This is a genomic window from Mycobacterium sp. 852002-51057_SCH5723018 (genome assembly GCF_001667035.1).
GTDB lineage: Bacteria > Actinomycetota > Actinomycetes > Mycobacteriales > Mycobacteriaceae > Mycobacterium.
Genome location: NZ_LZIR01000023.1, coordinates 14914 through 34337 on the forward strand (window position 1 = coordinate 14914; position 19424 = coordinate 34337).

At 66.6% G+C, this 19424-nt stretch carries 18 protein-coding genes; 9 read left to right on the forward strand and 9 right to left on the reverse strand.

Features of this window, described 5'->3' with window-relative positions; all coding sequences use genetic code 11:
• The first annotated feature begins 184 nt into the window (after positions 1-184).
• A complete protein-coding gene (gene leuS / locus A5764_RS05715; protein ID WP_067110209.1) occupies positions 185-3097 on the forward strand; it encodes a leucine--tRNA ligase in 2913 nt (970 codons plus the stop codon).
• Between the two features lie 156 nt (positions 3098-3253).
• Here the strand turns inward: leuS and A5764_RS05720 are convergent, their stop codons facing one another.
• From A5764_RS05720 to A5764_RS05760, 9 genes are all read right to left on the reverse strand, one after another.
• Entirely contained in the window at positions 3254-3928 is a 675-nt protein-coding gene (locus A5764_RS05720; protein ID WP_067109910.1) for an SDR family oxidoreductase, read from the reverse strand.
• A 48-nt stretch (positions 3929-3976) separates the two neighbouring features.
• A complete protein-coding gene (locus A5764_RS05725) occupies positions 3977-4480 on the reverse strand; it encodes a MarR family winged helix-turn-helix transcriptional regulator (RefSeq protein WP_067109913.1) in 504 nt (167 codons plus the stop codon).
• A 64-nt stretch (positions 4481-4544) separates the two neighbouring features.
• A complete protein-coding gene (locus tag A5764_RS05730; protein ID WP_067109914.1) occupies positions 4545-5288 on the reverse strand; it encodes an amino acid ABC transporter ATP-binding protein in 744 nt (247 codons plus the stop codon).
• A complete protein-coding gene (locus A5764_RS05735) occupies positions 5285-7099 on the reverse strand; it encodes an ABC transporter substrate-binding protein/permease (RefSeq protein WP_067110212.1) in 1815 nt (604 codons plus the stop codon). The genes A5764_RS05730 and A5764_RS05735 overlap by 4 nt, the downstream gene beginning before the upstream one ends.
• Positions 7100-7136: 37 nt before the next feature.
• Complete coding sequence (locus A5764_RS05740) at positions 7137-7877, reverse strand: GntR family transcriptional regulator (protein WP_067109917.1); 741 nt, start codon at positions 7875-7877, stop codon at positions 7137-7139.
• A 121-nt stretch (positions 7878-7998) separates the two neighbouring features.
• Entirely contained in the window at positions 7999-8793 is a 795-nt protein-coding gene (locus A5764_RS05745) for an LLM class F420-dependent oxidoreductase (protein ID WP_067109919.1), read from the reverse strand.
• Between the two features lie 18 nt (positions 8794-8811).
• Positions 8812-9738 carry an alpha/beta fold hydrolase gene (locus A5764_RS05750; protein ID WP_067109922.1) on the reverse strand — a complete coding sequence of 309 codons (927 nt, stop codon included), beginning with the start codon at positions 9736-9738 and terminating at the stop codon, positions 8812-8814.
• Between the two features lie 90 nt (positions 9739-9828).
• On the reverse strand, positions 9829-10932 hold the full coding sequence (locus tag A5764_RS05755; protein WP_067109925.1) for an inositol-3-phosphate synthase: 1104 nt from the start codon (positions 10930-10932) through the stop codon (positions 9829-9831).
• Between the two features lie 62 nt (positions 10933-10994).
• Positions 10995-11537 carry a PadR family transcriptional regulator gene (locus tag A5764_RS05760; RefSeq protein WP_067109929.1) on the reverse strand — a complete coding sequence of 181 codons (543 nt, stop codon included), beginning with the start codon at positions 11535-11537 and terminating at the stop codon, positions 10995-10997.
• Between the two features lie 294 nt (positions 11538-11831).
• On the opposite strand from A5764_RS05760, the gene A5764_RS05765 reads away from it, so the two are divergent.
• From A5764_RS05765 to rplI, 8 genes are all read left to right on the forward strand, one after another.
• The gene (locus A5764_RS05765) at positions 11832-12275 is read left to right on the forward strand and encodes a DUF5318 family protein (RefSeq protein WP_067109932.1); all 444 of its coding nucleotides are present in this window, start codon (positions 11832-11834) and stop codon (positions 12273-12275) included.
• A gap of 59 nt (positions 12276-12334) precedes the next feature.
• The gene (locus A5764_RS05770; protein WP_369807279.1) at positions 12335-14920 is read left to right on the forward strand and encodes a transglycosylase domain-containing protein; all 2586 of its coding nucleotides are present in this window, start codon (positions 12335-12337) and stop codon (positions 14918-14920) included.
• Positions 14917-16581, forward strand: a complete 1665-nt coding sequence (locus A5764_RS05775) for a glycosyltransferase family 87 protein (protein WP_067109935.1) — start codon at positions 14917-14919, stop codon at positions 16579-16581. Before A5764_RS05770 ends, A5764_RS05775 begins: the two co-directional genes overlap by 4 nt.
• A complete protein-coding gene (locus A5764_RS05780; protein ID WP_197501213.1) occupies positions 16578-17219 on the forward strand; it encodes a DJ-1/PfpI family protein in 642 nt (213 codons plus the stop codon). The genes A5764_RS05775 and A5764_RS05780 overlap by 4 nt, the downstream gene beginning before the upstream one ends.
• 116 nt (positions 17220-17335) lie before the next feature.
• The gene (gene rpsF, locus A5764_RS05785) at positions 17336-17626 is read left to right on the forward strand and encodes a 30S ribosomal protein S6 (protein WP_067109940.1); all 291 of its coding nucleotides are present in this window, start codon (positions 17336-17338) and stop codon (positions 17624-17626) included.
• Positions 17627-17710: 84 nt separating this feature from the next.
• On the forward strand, positions 17711-18232 hold the full coding sequence (locus A5764_RS05790; protein ID WP_067109943.1) for a single-stranded DNA-binding protein: 522 nt from the start codon (positions 17711-17713) through the stop codon (positions 18230-18232).
• 42 nt (positions 18233-18274) lie between these two features.
• Positions 18275-18529, forward strand: a complete 255-nt coding sequence (gene rpsR, locus A5764_RS05795) for a 30S ribosomal protein S18 (RefSeq protein ID WP_067109947.1) — start codon at positions 18275-18277, stop codon at positions 18527-18529.
• A 30-nt stretch (positions 18530-18559) separates the two neighbouring features.
• Positions 18560-19018 (forward strand): 50S ribosomal protein L9, encoded by a 459-nt coding sequence (gene rplI / locus A5764_RS05800; RefSeq protein WP_067109949.1) that lies wholly within the window; start codon positions 18560-18562, stop codon positions 19016-19018.
• Positions 19019-19424: the final 406 nt, after the last annotated feature.

A 19424-nucleotide genomic window follows, 5' to 3' on the forward strand; every position in this document is an offset into this window, starting at 1 on the left:
TGCGTCGGTCCTTCCAATGGCTGGGGTACCAGCTCCCATGGCTAGAGGCTGACTGTAACCAGTGGTCAAACGCGGTGAACAGGCTCGACACAGAGCTGGGATGAACCTCTGATCGGTGCGCAACGGAACCGAGACCAACCTGTGGCCGGCGGAGCCGTCCCGGGCGCCCTTATACCCTGTTCAGGTGACCGAATCCCCGCCCGCCGTGCCCGGGAATAACCCCGGTGCCCCCGCGCCGGAGCCCGATGCGCCGCCCTACCGCTACACCGCGGGGCTGGCGGCCCGCATCGAGAGCACCTGGCAGGGCAACTGGGCCAGGCTTGGGACGTTCCACGTCCCCAACCCGGTTGGCGATCTCGCGCCGGCGGACGGAAGCGGGGTGCCCGACGACAAGTTGTTTGTGCAGGACATGTTCCCCTACCCGTCGGGGGAGGGCCTGCACGTCGGCCACCCGCTGGGCTACATCGCCACCGACGTCTACGCCCGTTACTTCCGGATGACCGGGCACAATGTGCTGCACGCCTTGGGCTTTGACGCCTTCGGGCTGCCCGCCGAGCAGTACGCGGTGCAAACCGGCACCCACCCTCGCACCCGGACCGAGGCCAACATCGTCAACTTCCGTCGCCAGCTCGGCCGGCTGGGTCTGGGTCACGACAGCCGGCGCAGCTTCTCGACCACCGATGTCGAGTTCTACAAATGGACGCAGTGGATCTTCCTGCAGATCTACAACGCGTGGTTCGACACCGCGGCGAACAAGGCCCGTCCGATCGACGAGCTGATCGCCGAATTCGATTCGGGTGCGCGCCGTCTTGACGGTGGACGAGAGTGGGCCGAGCTGTCGGCGGGGGAGCGGGCCGACGTGATCGACGGCCATCGACTGGTCTACCGGGCTGACTCGATGGTCAATTGGTGTCCGGGGTTGGGCACGGTGCTGGCCAACGAGGAGGTCACCGCCGACGGCCGCAGCGACCGCGGCAATTTCCCGGTATTCCGGAAACGGTTGCGGCAGTGGATGATGCGCATCACCGCCTATGCCGATCGGCTGCTCGACGACCTGGACTTGCTGGACTGGCCGGACAAGGTTAAGACGATGCAGCGCAACTGGATTGGCCGGTCCACGGGGGCGCAGGCGCTGTTTTCCGCCGCCAAACGCAATGGCTCCCCGGTCGACATCGAGGTCTTCACCACCCGGCCCGACACGTTGTTCGGCGCCACCTACCTGGTGCTGGCCCCCGAGCATGACCTGGTCGACGACCTGGTCGCCGCCGCGTGGCCCGACAGCACGGACACCCGTTGGAAGTATGGCGCCGCCACCCCGGGTGAGGCTGTCGCCGCCTATCGCCACGCGATCGGTGCCAAGTCGGACCTGGAGCGCCAGGAGAGCAAAGAGAAGACCGGCGTCTTCCTGGGCAGCTACGCCACCAACCCGGCGAACGGCAAACCGGTGCCGATCTTCATCGCGGACTACGTGCTGGCCGGGTACGGCACCGGGGCAATCATGGCGGTTCCGGGGCACGACCAGCGCGACTGGGACTTTGCTCATGAGCTGGGCCTCCCGGTCGTGGAAGTCATTGCGGGGGGCGATGTTTCGCAGGCCGCTCACGCGGGCGACGGCGTGCTGGTCAACTCGGGCTACCTCGACGGGATGGACGTGGCGGCGGCCAAGCAGGCCATCACCGCCCGTCTGGAGGCCGAGGGCCGTGGCCGGGCCCGCATCGAATTCAAGTTGCGCGACTGGCTTTTCGCGCGGCAGCGCTATTGGGGCGAGCCGTTCCCGATCGTCTACGACGGTGACGGCCGCGCCCACGCGCTCAACGAGGTCGCGCTGCCCGTCGAGTTGCCCGACGTGCCGGACTATTCGCCGGTGCTGTTCGACCCCGACGACGCCGACAGCGAGCCGTCGCCGCCGCTGGCCAAGGCGACCGACTGGGTGCATGTCGAACTGGATCTCGGCGACGGCCTGAAGCCTTACATCCGTGACACCAACGTGATGCCGCAGTGGGCCGGCAGCTCCTGGTACGAACTGCGCTACACCGATCCGCACAACTCGGAGCGGTTCTGCGCCAAGGAAAATGAGGCTTACTGGATGGGCCCGCGGCCCGCGGAGCATGGCCCGGACGACCCGGGCGGCGTCGATCTGTACGTGGGGGGCGCCGAACATGCGGTGCTGCACCTGCTGTATTCGAGGTTCTGGCACAAGGTGTTATACGACCTGGGCCACGTCAGTTCTTGCGAGCCCTACCGCAGGCTGGTCAACCAGGGCTACATCCAGGCCTTCGCCTACACCGATTCCCGTGGATCGTATGTGCCTGCCGAGCAGGTGGTGGAGCGCGGCGACAAGTTCTCTTACCCCGGTCCCGACGGGGAGATCGAGGTCTTTCAGGAATTTGGGAAAATCGGTAAGAGCCTGAAGAATTCGATATCACCGGACGAGATCTGTGACGAATACGGCGCGGATACCTTGCGGGTGTACGAGATGTCGATGGGACCGCTGGAGGCGTCCCGGCCCTGGGCGACCAAGGATGTGGTGGGTGCCCACCGCTTCCTGCAGCGGGTCTGGCGGTTGGTGATCGACGAGCAGACCGGCAAGACCCGGGCGGCCGACCAAGGCGACCAACAGAGGCTGGACACCGCTACGGTGCGGGCGCTGCACCGCACCATCGCCGGAGTATCCGAAGACTATGCTGCACTGCGCAATAACACCGCGGCGGCCAAGCTAATCGAGTACACGAATCACCTGACCAAACAGCACCGCGACTCAGCGCCCCGCGCGGCGGTCGAGCCGCTGGTGCTGATGCTGGCGCCGCTGGCCCCGCACATGGCCGAAGAGCTCTGGCTGCGGCTCGGACACACCACATCGTTGGCGCACGGGCCCTTCCCGCAGGCCGACCCCGCTTACCTCGTCGACGACACCGTCGAATACCCGGTGCAGGTCAACGGCAAGGTACGGGGGCGAGTGGTAGTGGCAGCCGACGCCGATGACGACGCGCTGAAAGCCGCTGCCATGGCTGACGACAAGGTCCAGGCGTTCTTGGCGGGTGCGACGCCGCGCAAGGTGATCGTGGTCCCCGGCCGGCTGGTCAACCTGGTCGTCTAGGCCCGTGTAGGCCGATGGTGGCGACCCGCTGCGCCCGGCTGCGCCGTGCTAGCGATCGCCACGAGTCGATGGTGGCGACCCGCTGCGCTCGGCTGCGCCGTGCTAGCGATCGCCACGAGTCGATGGTGGCGACCCGCTGCGCCCGGCTGCGCCGTGCTAGCGATCGCCACGAGGCCGAAGCAGCACCTCGTGGACGTGCCCGTCGGGCGGCGTGGCCACCGCATTGGCGACCGCCGCCGCGACGGTCTCGGGCTCGAGGAACTTGGCGGGGTCGTACTGGCCACCTTCGAAGGCGACCAGTTCGCGTTGCATGCCGGTGTCGGTACGACCGGGATAGATCGTGGTCACGCGCAGGTCCGGCTCGCTATCGCGCAGGGAGTCGGCGAACGCGCGGAGCGCAAACTTGCTCGCCGAATAGGACGCCATGTTCGGCGATGCCCTGCGTCCTGAGCCGGAGTTGATGAACACCACCTGACCGCCCGCGCCGCGCAGAGCCGGCAACAGAGCCAACGTAAGAGCCACCGCCCCAAAGACATTGACGGCGAAGGTGGCACGCCACTCGTCGACGTGCGATTCGGCGACGCGGCCGGGAATGGACACCCCCGCGTTGTGCACCAGCACGTCGAGCTCATCGACGATTTCGCAAGCGGACTCGATCTCGTCGGGGTCGGTCAGGTCCAGCGGAAACGTGGTGGCGTCGAGCCGCTCCGCGACGGCGTCGAGCCGGTCAGAGGGCCGACCGGCCAAGAGGAGCGTATGCGTTGGCGCCAGCGCCGCGGCGATGGCGGACCCGATGCCGCCGCTCGCGCCGGTGATGAGTGCAGTTGGCATGTGCTTCAGTTTACGGATAATTCTGATTCCATTGAGAATCAGGCACTTTCACGCTTGCTTGCGCTGCTGCGGCTCTCCCGCTGGGCCGGACGTCGGTTCGCCAGAGGCCAGGCGTTCCAGCGGCGCCAGCGCCTTGGTCAGGGTCTCCAGGTCGGACCCCGGCAGCTGGCTGAGCATCGCGGCCAGCGCGGAGTGCCGGTTCGCCAGCGACTCACCGTGGACGGCCCGGCCCCGAGACGTGATGTCGACCAACACGGCCCGCAGGTCGGACGGATCGCGGGAGCGTTTGACCAGCCCGATCTTCTCGAGCCGGCGGATCGCGACGGTCGTGGTCGGGGTCCGGACCCGCTCGTGCGCGGCCAGGTCGGTCATCCGCATGGGCCCCTGATCCAGCAACGTGACCAGGATCGACAACTGCGCCAGGGTCAGGTCGCCGGCGACCACCCCGCTCGGGTCCCCGCGCCGCAGAATCGAAAACAGTTTGGACAGCGCACGGTGCAAACCTTCCGCAAGCTCCGTCACATCGGGTGCGGTGGATTCGCTGTCCGCCATAAGTCGGCAGTCTAACCCGATATGTGTGGCGTACAACGTAGCTATCGCGGGTCAGTTATAGACATCAAAGCACTTGGGACAGGAAGCGCTGCAGTCGCTCGGTCTTAGCGGCATCGAATATCTGCTCGGGAGGACCGGATTCCACGACTTTGCCGTGGTCCATGAAAACGACCGTATCCGACGCCGACCGGGCGAAGCCCATTTCGTGGGTGACTACAACCATGGTCATGCCGTCGGCGCCGAGGTCGGCGATGAGTTGCAAGATTCCCTTGACCATTTCGGGGTCCAGCGCCGAGGTCGCCTCGTCGAAGAACATGACCTGTGGGGCCATCGCTAGGGCGCGGGCGATCGCGACCCGCTGTTGTTGGCCGCCGGACAGCATCCCGGGCCGTGCAGCGGCCTTGTGCTTCAGGCCAACTCGGTCCAGCTGAGCCAATGCCAGCTCCCGGGCGGCGTCACCGGACAGTCCCCGCAGTTTTCGCGGCGCCAGCGCAACGTTTTTCAGCACGCTGAGATGCGGGAAGAGATTGAAGTGCTGAAACACCATGCCGATGCGCTCGCGAAGATGGTTGGGGTTGTCGCGCAACACCGACCGGCCGTCCAGCAGGATGTCGCCACTGTCGGGCTCGTGCAGCCGGTTCAGCGTGCGCAACAGCGTCGACTTACCCGAGCCGGACGGGCCGACGATGGCGACCGTAGTGCCCGCGGGGGCCTCGAGGTCGACGCCGCGCAGCACCGCCGTACCACCCAGGGTCTGGTGAATCCCCTTGGCTTGCAATGACACTGGCGCACGGGCGGCGGCGGTCACGTGATCTCCTGGCCGAAGGTGGGGTTGAGGATGTGGGTCTGCTCGTCCTCGGCAGCGCCGCTGCCGCGGCGAAGGCGGGTGTCGATGTAGTTCACCAAATGCGTTAACGGAATGGTCAATATCAGGTAGAAGAGGCCGGCGGCCACCAACGGCGACAAGCTACCGGTCTGCGCGTTGAGGTCCCGGCCCACCTGAAAAAGCTCGCGCTGATCGGCGATCAGGCCAAGGAAGTACACCAGCGCGGAGGCCTTCAACAGTCCGATGGCCTGGTTGACCAGTGCCGGCAACACCCGCCGTATTCCCTGCGGCACCACCACCAGCCGCATCGCGGCCGCATAGCTGAATCCCAAGGCACGGGAGGCTTCCAGTTGACCGGGGTCGACGCTCTGAATGCCCGCGCGCAGAATCTCGCCGATGTAGGCGGCGGCCATTAACCCCAAGGCGACTATCCCCAACGGGTAGGGATTGTTGTTCGTCAGCCCGCCCACCAGCGGCCCGAGGCCCATCCCGATGATCAGGATGATCACCACCTCGGGAAGGCCGCGGAAGATATCGGTGTAGACCCGCGCGGGCCAGCGCAGCCAGCGTGAGTTCGAGATCCCGGCCATTGCCAGCACCATGCCCAGCGCCAGGCCGATGACGAGGGCGCTGTTGGTCAGGATCAGCGTGTTGGGGAGCCCCGTGGTGAACAAGGTGGGGATGGCCTGCCGGTACAGATCCCAATCGAGAAAGGAATCGCGCAGCTGGGCCAGCGTCGACTTCGGCGCGGCCGGGCCGACCTGCTTGTGGTGCTGGCTCGCGGCGATCGCGGCGAAGTCCGGCAGGTTGGGAGCAGGAGCGGCTTGCGATCCGGGTTTCCACCCGGGTGGCAACGTCCGGGGCACCCACTGGGAGTACAGGTTCGCCCACGTGCCGTCGGCGATGACGGCATCGAGCCCCGAGTTCAGGGCGTCGACCAGGGGCTGGTTTTCCTTCGCGACCGCGTAGGCCACCGGGTCACCCGGAGTGAAGGTGTTCGCGGCCACCACCGCCGGGTCGCCCGGCCGCATCAAGTTGGCCGCCAGGGTGCCGGGCGCCACCCACGCGTCGAGCTGTCGCATCTTGAGGTTGGCGTAAAGCGTCGCGAAGCCCGGGTACTTCACCGGTTGCAGGTGCAAAGTGTTGACGACGTAGGACTCCTCGACGGTGCCCTGGACCACGCCGATGCGCTGGCCGGCCCGAAGATCACCGAAGTTGTGGATCGCCGAGCCGGAGGGCACCACCAGCGAGTAGAAGCCGAAGTCATAGCCATTGGTGAATGCGACGGTGCGACGCCGCGCGTCGGTGGCCTTCACCGAAGCTGAGCCGACGTCGAAGCGCCGGGACGCCACTTGGGCGAGCAGCGCGGAGAAATCCGTGCTGACAAAGCGGACCTGCAGCCCGAGCTTGCCGGCAACGGCTCGCAGCAACTGGTTGTCGAAACCGCTGAATTCGCCGGTGGGATTGACGCAGACGCTGGGCGGGGCGTCCGACAGCGTGCCCACGGTCAGCACCCCCGGGGCACCCAGGCCCAACGCGTCGACGTTGACCGCACTCAACGGTTCGACGGTCTGTGTCGTGTGCTGGTCGTCTCGACCCACGGACGGGGCCGCGGTCAGATCCTTGGGCAGGGCGGTCGCGGCATTCAATCCCGCTGGCGCGCATTGGTTTATGTCGGCGCGCGCGGGCGCCGCCAGTGGACTCAACGCCACACCGCACACGACCATCGTCGTCGCGGCCAGTCCGAGGAGCCTTCCGCGGCGCGTGGCGCGCCGGCGCACGCATAAATTCATCACCGCCACCGTATCGGCAGACCGGCGGCGCGGCTCGTTAAAGCGCGATCGACGGCTCGCCGCGGGTCCGGTCGGTGTCCGCGAAGACCCCGAGCTCGCCCGGAACCACTTGGCCGATGTCGTCGGGCGCCGAAAAGACCCTGCGCCGAAATAGTTCGGCAAGCATCGTCTGGGCCATCAGGTTCGATCGGCCGACGCACGCGGCGCGCGCGGCTTCGGGGTCACGCCGGTGCATCGCCGAGGTCTCGTCTTCGTAGAACGGCAACGTGTCGTCGCGGCTGCACTGGTAGGTCATCCAGAAGACCCGGGGGATGAGGTTTTGCGAAGCGCGGATAGTGGCGTGTAGGCGCGGACCGGCGTATTCGTCGTTGATCGTGCGTCGGTATTCCGCAGCGATTTCGGAAAAGGCCCGTGCTTCCTTCGCCGAGCGCAACGATCGCATGAGCGCATCGAGCTGGCCCAGGATCCGTGGCGTGGGGTTGGCGGCCGCGCGCGCCGAGGCGATGCCGTTGAGCAGGCCATCGAGCTCGTGATGTTCGAGCACGGTGGCTTCGTCGAACCGCTCAACAAACGCGCCCCGGTGGTATCGGGTGGACACGATCCCGTCGTGTTCGAGCTGGACCAGCGCCTCTTGAATCGGGACGCGGCTGACCCCCAAGCCGACCGCGATCTCGTTGCGGTCGACGCGATCACCGCTGCGCAACTTTCCGGTCAGCACCAGGTTGAGAATGTGCGAAACAACCTGGTCCTTTTCTTTGACCCCGTATTTCTTTGGCATCCGCTTCTTGAGTGCCTTCCACACGTGATTTCGCTGATCTAGCGCTGAGAGTTTCTCATGACTTGGCGCGAGCGTTCAGATATTTGGTGGATGAAGCGCAGGCAAACGGGAGCCAACCTGGTTAACGACCATCCCGCCAGTTGCACAGCGCCTCGGCGGCGGAGAGGTCGTAATCCGGACCGTCGCAACCGACGGTCAGCAGCCGGACCCCCAGGACGACCAGCGTTTCGGCGTTGGAGATCAGGCCGCCGCCTGCAAGGCTCCCGTCGACCGCGGCCGAGTGTTCGATGCTGGCCGGGTCCCGACCGACGTCGGCGCAGTGCCGGTCGAGCACGGCCGACTTCGCGGGAAACTCGTCGGCGGAGGTGAAGCTGTGCCAGATGTCGGCGTGCTCGGCCACCAGACGCAGGGTCTTGCGTTCGCCGCCGCCGCCGATCAGCACCGGGATGTCCCGGGTCGGCCGCGGGTTCAGCTTGCCCAGCCGCTCCTGGATCCGGGGCAGCGCGGCAGCCAGGTCGTCAAGGCGGCCGCCCGCGGTGCCGAATTCGTAGCCGTACTCGTCGTAGTCCTTTTGTTTCCAGCCGGAGCCGATCCCGAGGATGAGCCGGCCGTTGGAAATGTGGTCGACGGTTCTGGCCATGTCGGCCAGCAGCTCAGGGTTGCGGTAGGAGTTGCACGTCACCAGGGCACCGATCTGGATGCGCGACGTCTGTTCGGCCCACGCCGCCAACAGGGTCCAGCATTCGAAGTGCGGGCCGTCGGGATCACCGGAGAGCGGGAAGAAGTGGTCCCAGTTGAAGGCGACGTCGACGCCCAGGTCCTCGCAGCGGCGAACGGCGTCGCGGATCTGGCGATAGTGCGGCGCGTGCTGCGGCTGCAGCTGCACGCCGATACGGATGGGAAGCGTGGTAGTCATACGACCACCGTAGGACGCTCAGCGCGCGTCGAGCACCCCGCGCAGGAGGTCGATGAGGGCGAGCGGCTGGTCGCTCTGCACCGAGTGGCCCGAGTTTTCGACGACGTGCGCAGCGCGGAAATTAGTTGCCCGCCTGCCGAGTTCGGCCGCGTCCTCGTCGGTGACGAAGCCCGATGAGCCACCGCGGATGAGGGTGATGGGCGCGGACAGCCTGTCCACGTCGTCCCATAGCCCGTCGAAGTCGGGGAAGGTGCGGATGGCGTCGTAGCGCCATGTCCACTTGCCGTTGTCGAGCCGGCGCGAATTGTGGAAGACGCCGCGGCGCAGCGCCTTCACCTCGCGGTGCGGTGCGGCGGCGATGGTCAGGTCCAGCATGGCCTGAAAGCTCGGGAATTCCCGTTCGCCGTGCATCAGCGCCACCGTGCCCTGCTGTTCTTTGGTGAGCTCGGAGTGCCGCTGCAACGCCGACGGGGTGACGTCGATCAGCACGAGTTCGTCGACCAGCTCGGGCGCCAGCGCCCCCAGCCGAATAGCGGTCAACCCGCCCAGCGACATGCCGACCACGAGTTCGGCGCTCGGCGCGTGCTCACGCAGCGCCGGCAGCAGGGCCTGGGCGTTGAGCTGCGGGGAGTAGTCGCCGTCCTCGCGCCACGCCGAGTGGCCGTGCCCGGGCAGGTCGACGGCCAGCGCCGGCTCCCCGAGACCGACGATCACGGTGTCCCAGGTGTGGGCGTTCTGGCCGCCGCCGTGCAAAAAGACGATGCGTGGCGTGCCTCCCGGTGAGAGGGCGCCCCAGCGCAGCGCGCTGATTCTGCCTTCCCCGGTGCCAGACTCGACCCGCTCTACGTCCGGCACGGCACCCGTGACGCCGGCCTGCTCGGCGTTCTCCGACAGCAGCGAGAATTCGGACAGCCCGGCCAGTTCGTCTTCGGAGATCTCGGTCACAGAGACCAGGCTAGCGGCCCACGAAAGTGCAACTAGCGGCACGTATCCCGAGAAGAGCCGGCCCCAGTTGCACTTTCGCGCGGCGGAGAGTTACCCCTCGATGAACTCTTCGAGCTGGGCGCGCGCGACGTCGTCGGGCAACTGCTTCGGCGGGCTCTTCATCAGGTACGCCGACGCGGGGACCACCGGTCCGCCGATGCCGCGGTCCTTGGCGATCTTGGCCGCCCGCACCGCGTCGATGATGACGCCCGCCGAGTTCGGCGAGTCCCACACCTCGAGCTTGTACTCCAGGTTCAGCGGCACGTCGCCGAAGGCGCGGCCCTCGAGCCGCACGTAGGCCCACTTGCGGTCGTCGAGCCAGCCCACATGGTCGGACGGCCCGATGTGCACATCCTTGGTCTTGAACTCGCGCTGCAGGTTCGAGGTGACGGCCTGGGTCTTGGAGATCTTCTTGGATTCCAGCCGCTCGCGCTCGAGCATGTTCAGGAAGTCCATGTTGCCGCCCACGTTGAGCTGCATGGTGCGGTCCAGCTGGACGCCGCGGTCCTCGAACAGCTTGGCCAGCACCCGGTGCGTGATGGTCGCGCCGACCTGGCTCTTGATGTCGTCACCGACGATCGGCACCCCGGCGTCGGCAAACTTCTTGGCCCACACCGGGTCGGAGGCGATGAACACCGGCAGCGCGTTCACGAACGCGACGCCGGCGTCGATGCAGCACTGCGCGTAGAACTTGTCGGCCTCTTCGGAGCCCACCGGCAGGTAGGACACCAGCACGTCGGCCTTGGCTTCCTTCAGCACGTGCACCACGTCGACGGGCTCGACGTCGGACAGCTCGATGGTGTCGGCGTAATACTTGCCGATGCCGTCGAGGGTGGGGCCGCGCTGCACCACCACGTTGGTGGGCGCCACGTCGGCGATCTTGATCGTGTTGTTCTCCGACGCAAAGATCGCATCGGACAGGTCGAAGCCGACCTTCTTCGCGTCCACGTCGAACGCCGCCACGAACTTGACGTCGCGAACGTGGTACGGGCCGAACTTCACGTGCATGAGGCCCGGTACCGTCGACGTCTCGTCGGCGTTCTGGTAGTACTCGACGCCCTGAACCAGCGACGAGGCGCAGTTTCCGACGCCGACGATGGCGACTCGTACCTCGGACTGCGCCTCCGGCGCCCCAAACGGCTTGTGGTCACTCATAGGGCGTTCTCCTCACTCATTGCTTCTTGCCTCGGGTTCTCATGTCGGTTCGTGCAGGGGTTCTACGTCTGTTCGGAAAGGCCTGGCATGGCTCGCTCCGCGGCGATCAACTCGTTGAGCCACTTGACCTCACGCTCGCTGGACTCCAGCCCCAGCTGATGCAGTTGGCGGGTGTAGCGGTCGAACGAGCTGCTCGCCCGCGCCACCGCTTCCCGCAAACCTTCGCGGCGCTCCTCGACCTGACGCCGGCGGCCTTCCAGGATGCGCATGCGCGCCTCGGCCGGTGTGCGGTTGAAGAACGCCAGGTGCACTCCGAAGCCGTCGTCGGTGTAGTTGTGCGGACCGGTGTCGGCCACCAGCTCACCGAAACGATGACGGCCCGCATCGGTCAGCTGGTAGACCCGCCGAGCGCGCCGCACCGGGGTTCCGGCCGGGGCGGCATTCTCGGCGATCAACCCTTCGGTCTGCATGCGCCGCAGGGCCGGGTAGAGCGATCCGTACGAGAATGCGCGAAAGGCGCCCAGCAAACCCGTCAGCCGCTTGCGCAACTCGTAGCCGTGCATGGGCGACTCGATAAGGAGCCCCAGGATGGCGAGCTCAAGCATCGATTCACCCCCTTTGCATGGCCTGTTACGACGGTCCGACGCCTCGCGCAATAGTATCGTTTCGATATATTCGCCACAACACTACCTGCTGTTGGTGCGATATTAGTCACCGCGTTGCCGGGTTTTAAACGCCCACCGGGCCGCCGAATGATGTCGCCTCGCGGACGATCGCAGCGGTCCGCGTTGGTTCGGCACGGGGATGCGCCGCCCGATCGCTGCGCCTCGGGCCGGCTCGGTACGGCAACGGCATCGGTTGCGTGTCGGCCATGCGGACGGCCACGTACTCTGGTCAGCGTGCGACTGCAGCGACAGGTGGTGGACTACGCGCTTCGGCGGCGCTCGCTGCTTGCCGAGGTCTACTCGGGCCGCACCGGTGTGTCCGAGGTGTGTGACGCCAACCCATATCTGCTGCGCGCAGCGAAGTTTCACGGGAAAACCAGCCAGGTGATGTGCCCGATCTGCCGGAAGGAGCCGCTGACCCTGGTGTCGTGGGTATTCGGCGACCACCTGGGTGCGGTCTCGGGCTCGGCCCGCACGGCCGAAGAGCTGGTCCTGTTGGCGACCCGCTACGAGGAGTTTTCGGTCCATGTGGTGGAGGTGTGCCGAACCTGCAGCTGGAATCACTTGGTGAAGTCGTACGTGATGGGTGCGGCGCGCTCGGCCCCTCCTCCCCGGGGCACCCGGACTACTACGCGGACGGCGCGCGACAGCGCCCGGACGGCCGCTGAACCAAATTGAATAACGAAGGGCGCCACGACCCGCCGTCCCGTGATGTGAACGGAAAGGCGACCGAGGACGTGGGCAAACATACCAACGCCGGTCGGCCGGGCAATTCTGGCCGTCCGGTACCGCCCGACGACCGGTTGACGACGATCCTGCCGCCCGTCGTCGACGATCGGTCCCCCCGGCGGCGCGACCCGATCGAAGAAGTGAAGGCCGCGCTGGACACCCCGGCGCCGCAGCGGGACCCGCTCGATGAGGTCAAGGCCGCGCTGGACGGGCGCGCGGCAACGTCTGCGCGGCGCGCCGGGCCGATGCCGGGCAGCCGCCCACCGCAAGGGCCGCCGCCCCCACCCGGGCTTCCCGACGGGCCCGGCGCGCCGGGCGGGAGGCCGCCCCGGCCGGGGGCCGAATGGGTGCAGCAGATCAACTGGTTGTGGGTGCGACGAGCGGCGTACCTGTCGGCGGCGGTGCTGGTGCTGTTGCCGATTGTCACCTTCGCGATGGCGTACTTCATCGTCGACATCCCCAAGCCGGGAAACATCCGTACCAACCAGGTTTCGACGATCCTGGCCAGCGACGGCTCGGAAATAGCGAAAATCGTTCCGCCCGAAGGCAATCGGGTGGACGTCAATCTCAATCAGGTGCCGGTGCACGTGCGCCAGGCGGTGATCGCCGCGGAGGACCGCAACTTCTATTCCAATCCGGGCTTCTCGTTCACCGGCTTCGCGCGGGCGGTGAACAACAACCTGTTCGGCGGGGGCGACCTGCAGGGTGGCTCCACGATCACTCAGCAATACGTGAAGAACGCGCTGGTCGGTTCGGCGCAACACGGGCTCAGCGGCCTGATGCGCAAGGCCAAGGAATTGGTCATCGCCACCAAGATGTCGGGGGAGTGGTCCAAAGACGATGTCTTGCAGGCGTACCTGAACATCATCTATTTCGGCCGCGGTGCCTATGGGATTTCGGCCGCGGCCAAGGCCTACTTCAACAAGCCGGTCGAGCAGCTCACCGTGTCCGAGGGGGCGCTGTTGGCGGCGCTGATTCGGCGGCCGTCCTCACTGGACCCGGCCGTCGACCCCAAAGGCGCGACGGATCGCTGGAACTGGGTGCTCGACGGCATGGTGGAAACCAAGGCCCTATCGCCGAGTGACCGTGCGGCACAGGTGTTTCCGGCGACCGTGGCGCCTGATCTGGCCCGCGCGCAGAACCAGACCACCGGCCCCAACGGGCTGATCGAGCGCCAGGTGACCAAAGAGCTGATGGAGCTGTTCAACATCGATGAGCAGACCCTGAACACCCAGGGGCTCCAGGTCACCACCACGATCGATCCCAAGGCCCAACAGTCCGCGGAGAAAGCGGTGTCGAAGTACCTCGACGGCCAGGACCCGGACATGCGCAGTGCCGTTGTTTCGATCGACCCGCACAACGGCGCGATACGCGCCTACTACGGAGGTACGGACGCCAACGGATTCGACTTCGCCCAGGCGGGGCTGCAGACGGGATCGTCGTTCAAGGTGTTCGCCCTGGTGGCCGCGCTCGAACAAGGCATCGGACTGGGTTACCAGGTCGACAGCTCCCCGCTGACCGTGGACGGCATCAAGATCACCAACGTCGACGGCGAGAGCTGTGGCACGTGCAATATCGCCGAGGCGCTTAAGCTTTCGCTCAACACCGCCTATTACCGGCTGATGCTCAAGCTGAAGGGCGGCCCGCAGGCTGTCGCCGACGCCGCTCATCAAGCCGGTGTGGCGACCAGCTTCCCCGGCGTGGCGCACACACTCTCCGAGGACGGCAAGGGCGGACCACCCAACAACGGGATCGTGCTGGGCCAGTATCAAACCAGGCCGATCGACATGGCCTCGGCGTATGCGACGCTCGCCGCGTCCGGCGTCTATCACCGGGCGCATCTGGTGCAGAAGGTAGTCAACGCGGAGGGGCAGGTTCTTTTCGACGCCGGCGGCTCGGACAACGCCGGCGAGCAGCGCATCGACAAGGGCGTGGCGGACAACACCACCGCCGCGATGCAGCCGATCGCCGGCTATTCGCGGGGCCACAGCCTGTCCGGCGGTCGTGCGTCGGCGGCGAAGACCGGCACGGCGCAGTTGGGTGACACCAAGTCCAACAAGGACGCCTGGATGGTCGGGTACACGCCGTCGCTGTCGACAGCCGTGTGGGTGGGCACAGTTTCTGACAACGTGCCGCTCGTAACGGCCTCGGGCGCAGAGGTTTACGGCTCCGGCCTACCGTCGGACATCTGGAAGTCGACGATGGACGGCGCGCTGAAGGGCACGTCCAACGAAAGCTTCCCGAAGCCGAGCGAGATCGGCGGCTACGCGGGCGTGCCCGCCGCGCCGCCACCACCGCCCGCTGCCCCTTCGGAGACAGTCATCCAGCCCACGATCGAGGTCGCGCCGGGCATCACGATTCCCGTCGGCCCCCCAACGACAATCACCAATGCGCCGCCACCGCCGGGTGGCTATCAGCCGGGCGGAACGCAACCGGGCGGGACCCAGCCCGGGGGCCCCTTCCAGGGTGGCAACCAGCCGGGCGGTCCCTACCAGGGTGGCAACCAGCCGGGCGGTCCCTACCAGGGCGGCAACCAGCCGGGCGGTCCCTACCAGGGCGGCGTCCCGCCGGGTGGCCCGCAAGCTCCGCCGTGACCGGAGCCCACCCGGATAGCGCGACCATTTCACCGCTGCCCTTGGCCGCCGATCTCCGTAGCGCCGACAACCGGGATTGCCCCAGCCACACTGACGTTTTGGGCGCGGCTTTGGCGGATGTCGTGGGTGGACCCGTCGGCCGGCACGCGCTGATCGGGCGAACCCGAGTGATGACCCCGGTGCGGGTCATGTTCTTGATCGCGCTGGTGTTCCTGGCACTGGGCTGGTCGACGAAGGCGGCGTGCCTGCAGAGCACGAGCACGGGGACGGGCGATCAGCGCGTGGCCAATTGGGCAAACCAGCGTGCGTATTACGAGTTGTGCTACTCCGACACGGTGGCCCTCTACGGCGCCGAGTTGTTGAACCAGGGCAAGTTTCCGTACAAGTCCAGCTGGATCGAGACCGACACCAGCGGCGCACCACAGACCCGCTACGACGGGCAGCCCGCGGTGCGATACATGGAGTATCCGGTGTTGACCGGCGTCTATCAGTACGTGTCGATGGCATTGGCGAAGACCTACACCGCGCTGAGCAAGGTCGCACCCCTTCCGGTGGTCGCCGAGGTGGTGATGTTTTTCGACGTCGCGGCGTTCGGGTTGGCGTTGGCCTGGCTGGCGACGGTGTGGGCAACCGCTGGGCTGTCGGGCCGGCGAATCTGGGACGCGGCCCTGGTGGGCGCCTCGCCGCTGGTGATCTTTCAGATATTCACCAACTTCGATGCTCTGGCAGCGGCGTTCGCGATGGGCGGCCTGTTGGCATGGGCGCGGCGCAAACCCGTGCTCGCCGGCGTTCTGATCGGCTTGGGCGCGGCGGCCAAGCTCTTCCCGCTGTTGCTTCTGGGTCCGATGTTGGTGCTGGCTATCCGGACCGGGCCCGTCGCGGCCCTGGGGCGCACCGCGGGGACGGCGGTGGCGACGTGGTTGTTGGTCAATCTTCCCGTGCTGGTGCTGTTTCCGCGGGGGTGGTCGGAGTTTTTCCGACTCAATACCCGCCGCGGCGACGACATGGACTCGTTGTACAACGTGGTGAAGTCGTTTACCGGCTGGCGTGGTTTCGATCCGAACCTGGGCTTCTGGGAGCCGCCGACAATGCTGAACGCCGTCGTCGCCGTGCTGTTCGCATTGTGTTGTGCGGCAATAGCCTACGTCGCGTTCACCGCTCCGCGGCGGCCGCGGGTGGCGCAGCTGGCGTTCTTGGTGGTGGCGGCCTTCCTGTTGACCAACAAGGTGTGGAGCCCACAGTTTTCGTTGTGGCTGGTGCCGCTCGCGGTGCTGGCTTTGCCGCATCGGCGAATCCTGTTGGCGTGGATGACGATTGACGCGCTGGTTTGGGTGCCGCGGATGTATTACCTGTATGGCAATCCGAACCGCGGGCTGCCCGAACAGTTCTTCACCATGGCGGTGTTGCTGCGTGACATCGCGGTCGTGGCGCTGTGCGCCTTGGTAATCCGGCAGATTTACCGGCCCGCCGAGGATCTGGTGCGCTGGGACGGACGGGTGGACGACCCGGCGGGCGGCCCCTTCGACCGCGCCCACGACGCACCGCCCCGTTGGCTGCCGGGCTGGTTGCGTCCGCACCGGGCACGGCGGCCGTCCGCCGCAACGCCACCCGAAACGGAGAGCGGGACCGACCCGGTGGGCGTGACCGGCGCCGGGGCATGATGCAGGTCGCGATCCCGCTGTTCCCCCGGTTCACCGCGCTCGACGCGGTGGGTCCATACGAAGTGCTGCAGCGCATTCCGTCATTCGACGTGGTTTTCGTCGGACACCGCCGGGGTGAGGTGCGAACAGAGAACGGGATGCTCGGCGTCAGCTGCGACGCCACCTTCGACGAAGTCGGCGCTCCCGACGTGGTGGTGTTTCCCGGCGGCATCGGAACCCGCCAGCTGATCCACGACGAAGACGTCCTCGCCTGGCTCCAGTCGGTTCACCCGAACACCACCTTCACCACCTCGGTGTGTACCGGCGCGCTGTTGCTGGCCGCGGCCGGCCTGCTCGACGGGCTCACCGCGACGACCCATTGGCGCGCCGCGGAGCTGCTCAACCAGTTGGGTGCGCGGTACGTGCCCGAACGCGTCGTCGAGCACCTACCACAGCGGATCGTCACCGCCGCCGGTGTGTCCAGCGGCATCGACATGGCGCTGCGGTTGGTCGAGCTGCTCGTCGACCGCGAGGCCGCGCAGGCCGCGCAGCTCCTCATCGAATACGACCCACAGCCGCCGTTCGACGCGGGTGCGCTGAGCAAGGCCGATGACGCCACCGTGGCCAGGGCCAACGAGTACCTGCGGTCCCGGCAGTAACCGATTTAGCGGGGCAACCGCGCATCCGGTACCCTGGGGCGGTTGCCGACGCAGGCGACCCTCCTGCCACGGACCGACCGTGGCCGCTTGAGACCAGAGGAGGTGGTGAGGTTTCCATGCGTCCATACGAAATCATGGTCATTCTTGACCCCACGCTCGACGAACGCACCGTGGCCCCATCCTTGGAGACGTTCCTCAACGTCGTCCGCAAGGATGGCGGAACCGTCGACAAGATCGACATCTGGGGCAAGCGCCGCCTGGCCTACGAGATCGCCAAGCACGCCGAGGGCATTTACGTCGTCGTCGACCTGAAGGCCGAGCCGGCGACGGTATCCGAGCTCGATCGCCAGCTGAGCCTGAACGAGTCGGTGTTGCGCACCAAGGTGATGCGCACCGACAAGCACTGACTGCCGACTGTCGGGATGGCTGCGTAGGCTCAGCGAAAACATTCATGACTCTCCACCATCTCGCGGCGGAACGAGGAGGAACCTGTGGCTGGTGACACCACCATCACCGTTGTCGGCAACCTGACTGCGGACCCCGAACTGCGGTTCACTCCGTCGGGCGCTGCCGTGGCGAATTTCACCGTCGCCTCGACGCCTCGGATCTATGACCGGCAGAGCGGGGAATGGAAAGACGGCGAGGCGCTGTTCCTGCGCTGCAACATCTGGCGAGAGGCCGCGGAAAACGTCGCCGAGAGCCTGACCCGTGGCGCCAGGGTGATCGTCACCGGGCGGCTCAAGCAGCGTTCCTTCGAGACGCGCGAAGGTGAGAAGCGCACCGTCGTCGAGGTCGAGGTCGACGAGATCGGGCCCTCCCTTCGGTACGCCACCGCCAAGGTCAACAAGGCCAGCCGCTCCGGCGGCGGAGGCGGCGGCTTCGGTGCCGGTGGCGGCGGTGGTGGCTCTCGCCCGGCGCCCGCGCAGGCGCCCAGTGCCGCGGGCGACGACCCGTGGGGGAGTGCTCCGGCTTCGGGGTCATTCGGCGGCGGCGACGACGAACCGCCGTTTTAACGACAGAACTTCACACCAGTAAGAAACGAAAGAAAGACAGGCATGGCCAAGTCCACTAAGCGGCGCCCGGCTCCGGAAAAGCCGATCAAGGCGCGCAAATGCGTCTTCTGCGCAAAGAAGGGTCAAACAATCGACTACAAGGACACCGCATTGCTGCGCACATACATCAGTGAGCGCGGCAAGATCCGGGCGCGGCGTGTCACCGGCAACTGCGTGCAGCACCAACGCGACGTCGCGATCGCGGTGAAGAACGCCCGCGAGGTGGCTCTGCTGCCGTTCACCTCCTCGGCGCGTTAACCCGCCATACCAACCGAAAGTACGTAAACGATGAAGCTGATTCTGACGGCTGATGTCGACCACCTCGGCACCGTCGGCGACACGGTCGACGTGAAGGACGGGTACGGCCGCAACTTCCTGCTCCCGCGTGGCCTGGCAATCGCCGCCTCGCGTGGCGCGGAGAAGCAGGCCGAGGAGATCCGCCGGGCCCGCGAAACCAAGACGGTACGCGACCTCGAGCACGCCAACGAACTCAAGGCGGAGATCGATGCGCTCGGCCCCGTCCCGCTGCCCGTGAAGGCCGCCGGCGACTCCGGCAAGCTGTTCGGCTCGGTGACGGCCGGTGACGTCGTCGCGGCCATCAAGAAGGCCGGCGGCCCAAACCTCGACAAGCGGATCGTCCGGCTACCCAAGACCCATATCAAGGCTGTGGGCACGCATCGGGTGTCAGTGCACCTGCACCCGGAGGTCGACGTCGAGGTCGCGCTCGACGTCGTCGCGGGCAGCTAACCAAGTAGCGTTTGCTCGATCGAGGCGGCGCCCCTGTTCGGCCGCCGCCGCGGTTTGCGGGCTGTGAGCATACCTTGAGTGGGCTTAGGGCCCGGCCACCGACGGCGGCCCTGGCGAACTTTTTCACCGGGGTCCCCGTATGACCCCCTTAACCACCCCGTAACGCGGCGAAAATATGGCCGAAAGCCAACACGCCCGACGCAGTAACCTGGCCCGACACGCCGTACGAATTCCTGTCCACACGAGACGCGCCGGGGTGTACTGCTCTTATCAGCGCAGATGTCGCAGGGCCTCCAATTAATCCACAGGTTCTCCACACCCCGCTCAACACAGGTGTCGACGGATATGCACACACCATGCACAGGCTTATGAACAGCGGGCCCTTTAAGTCCGCGCCAGCAACGTT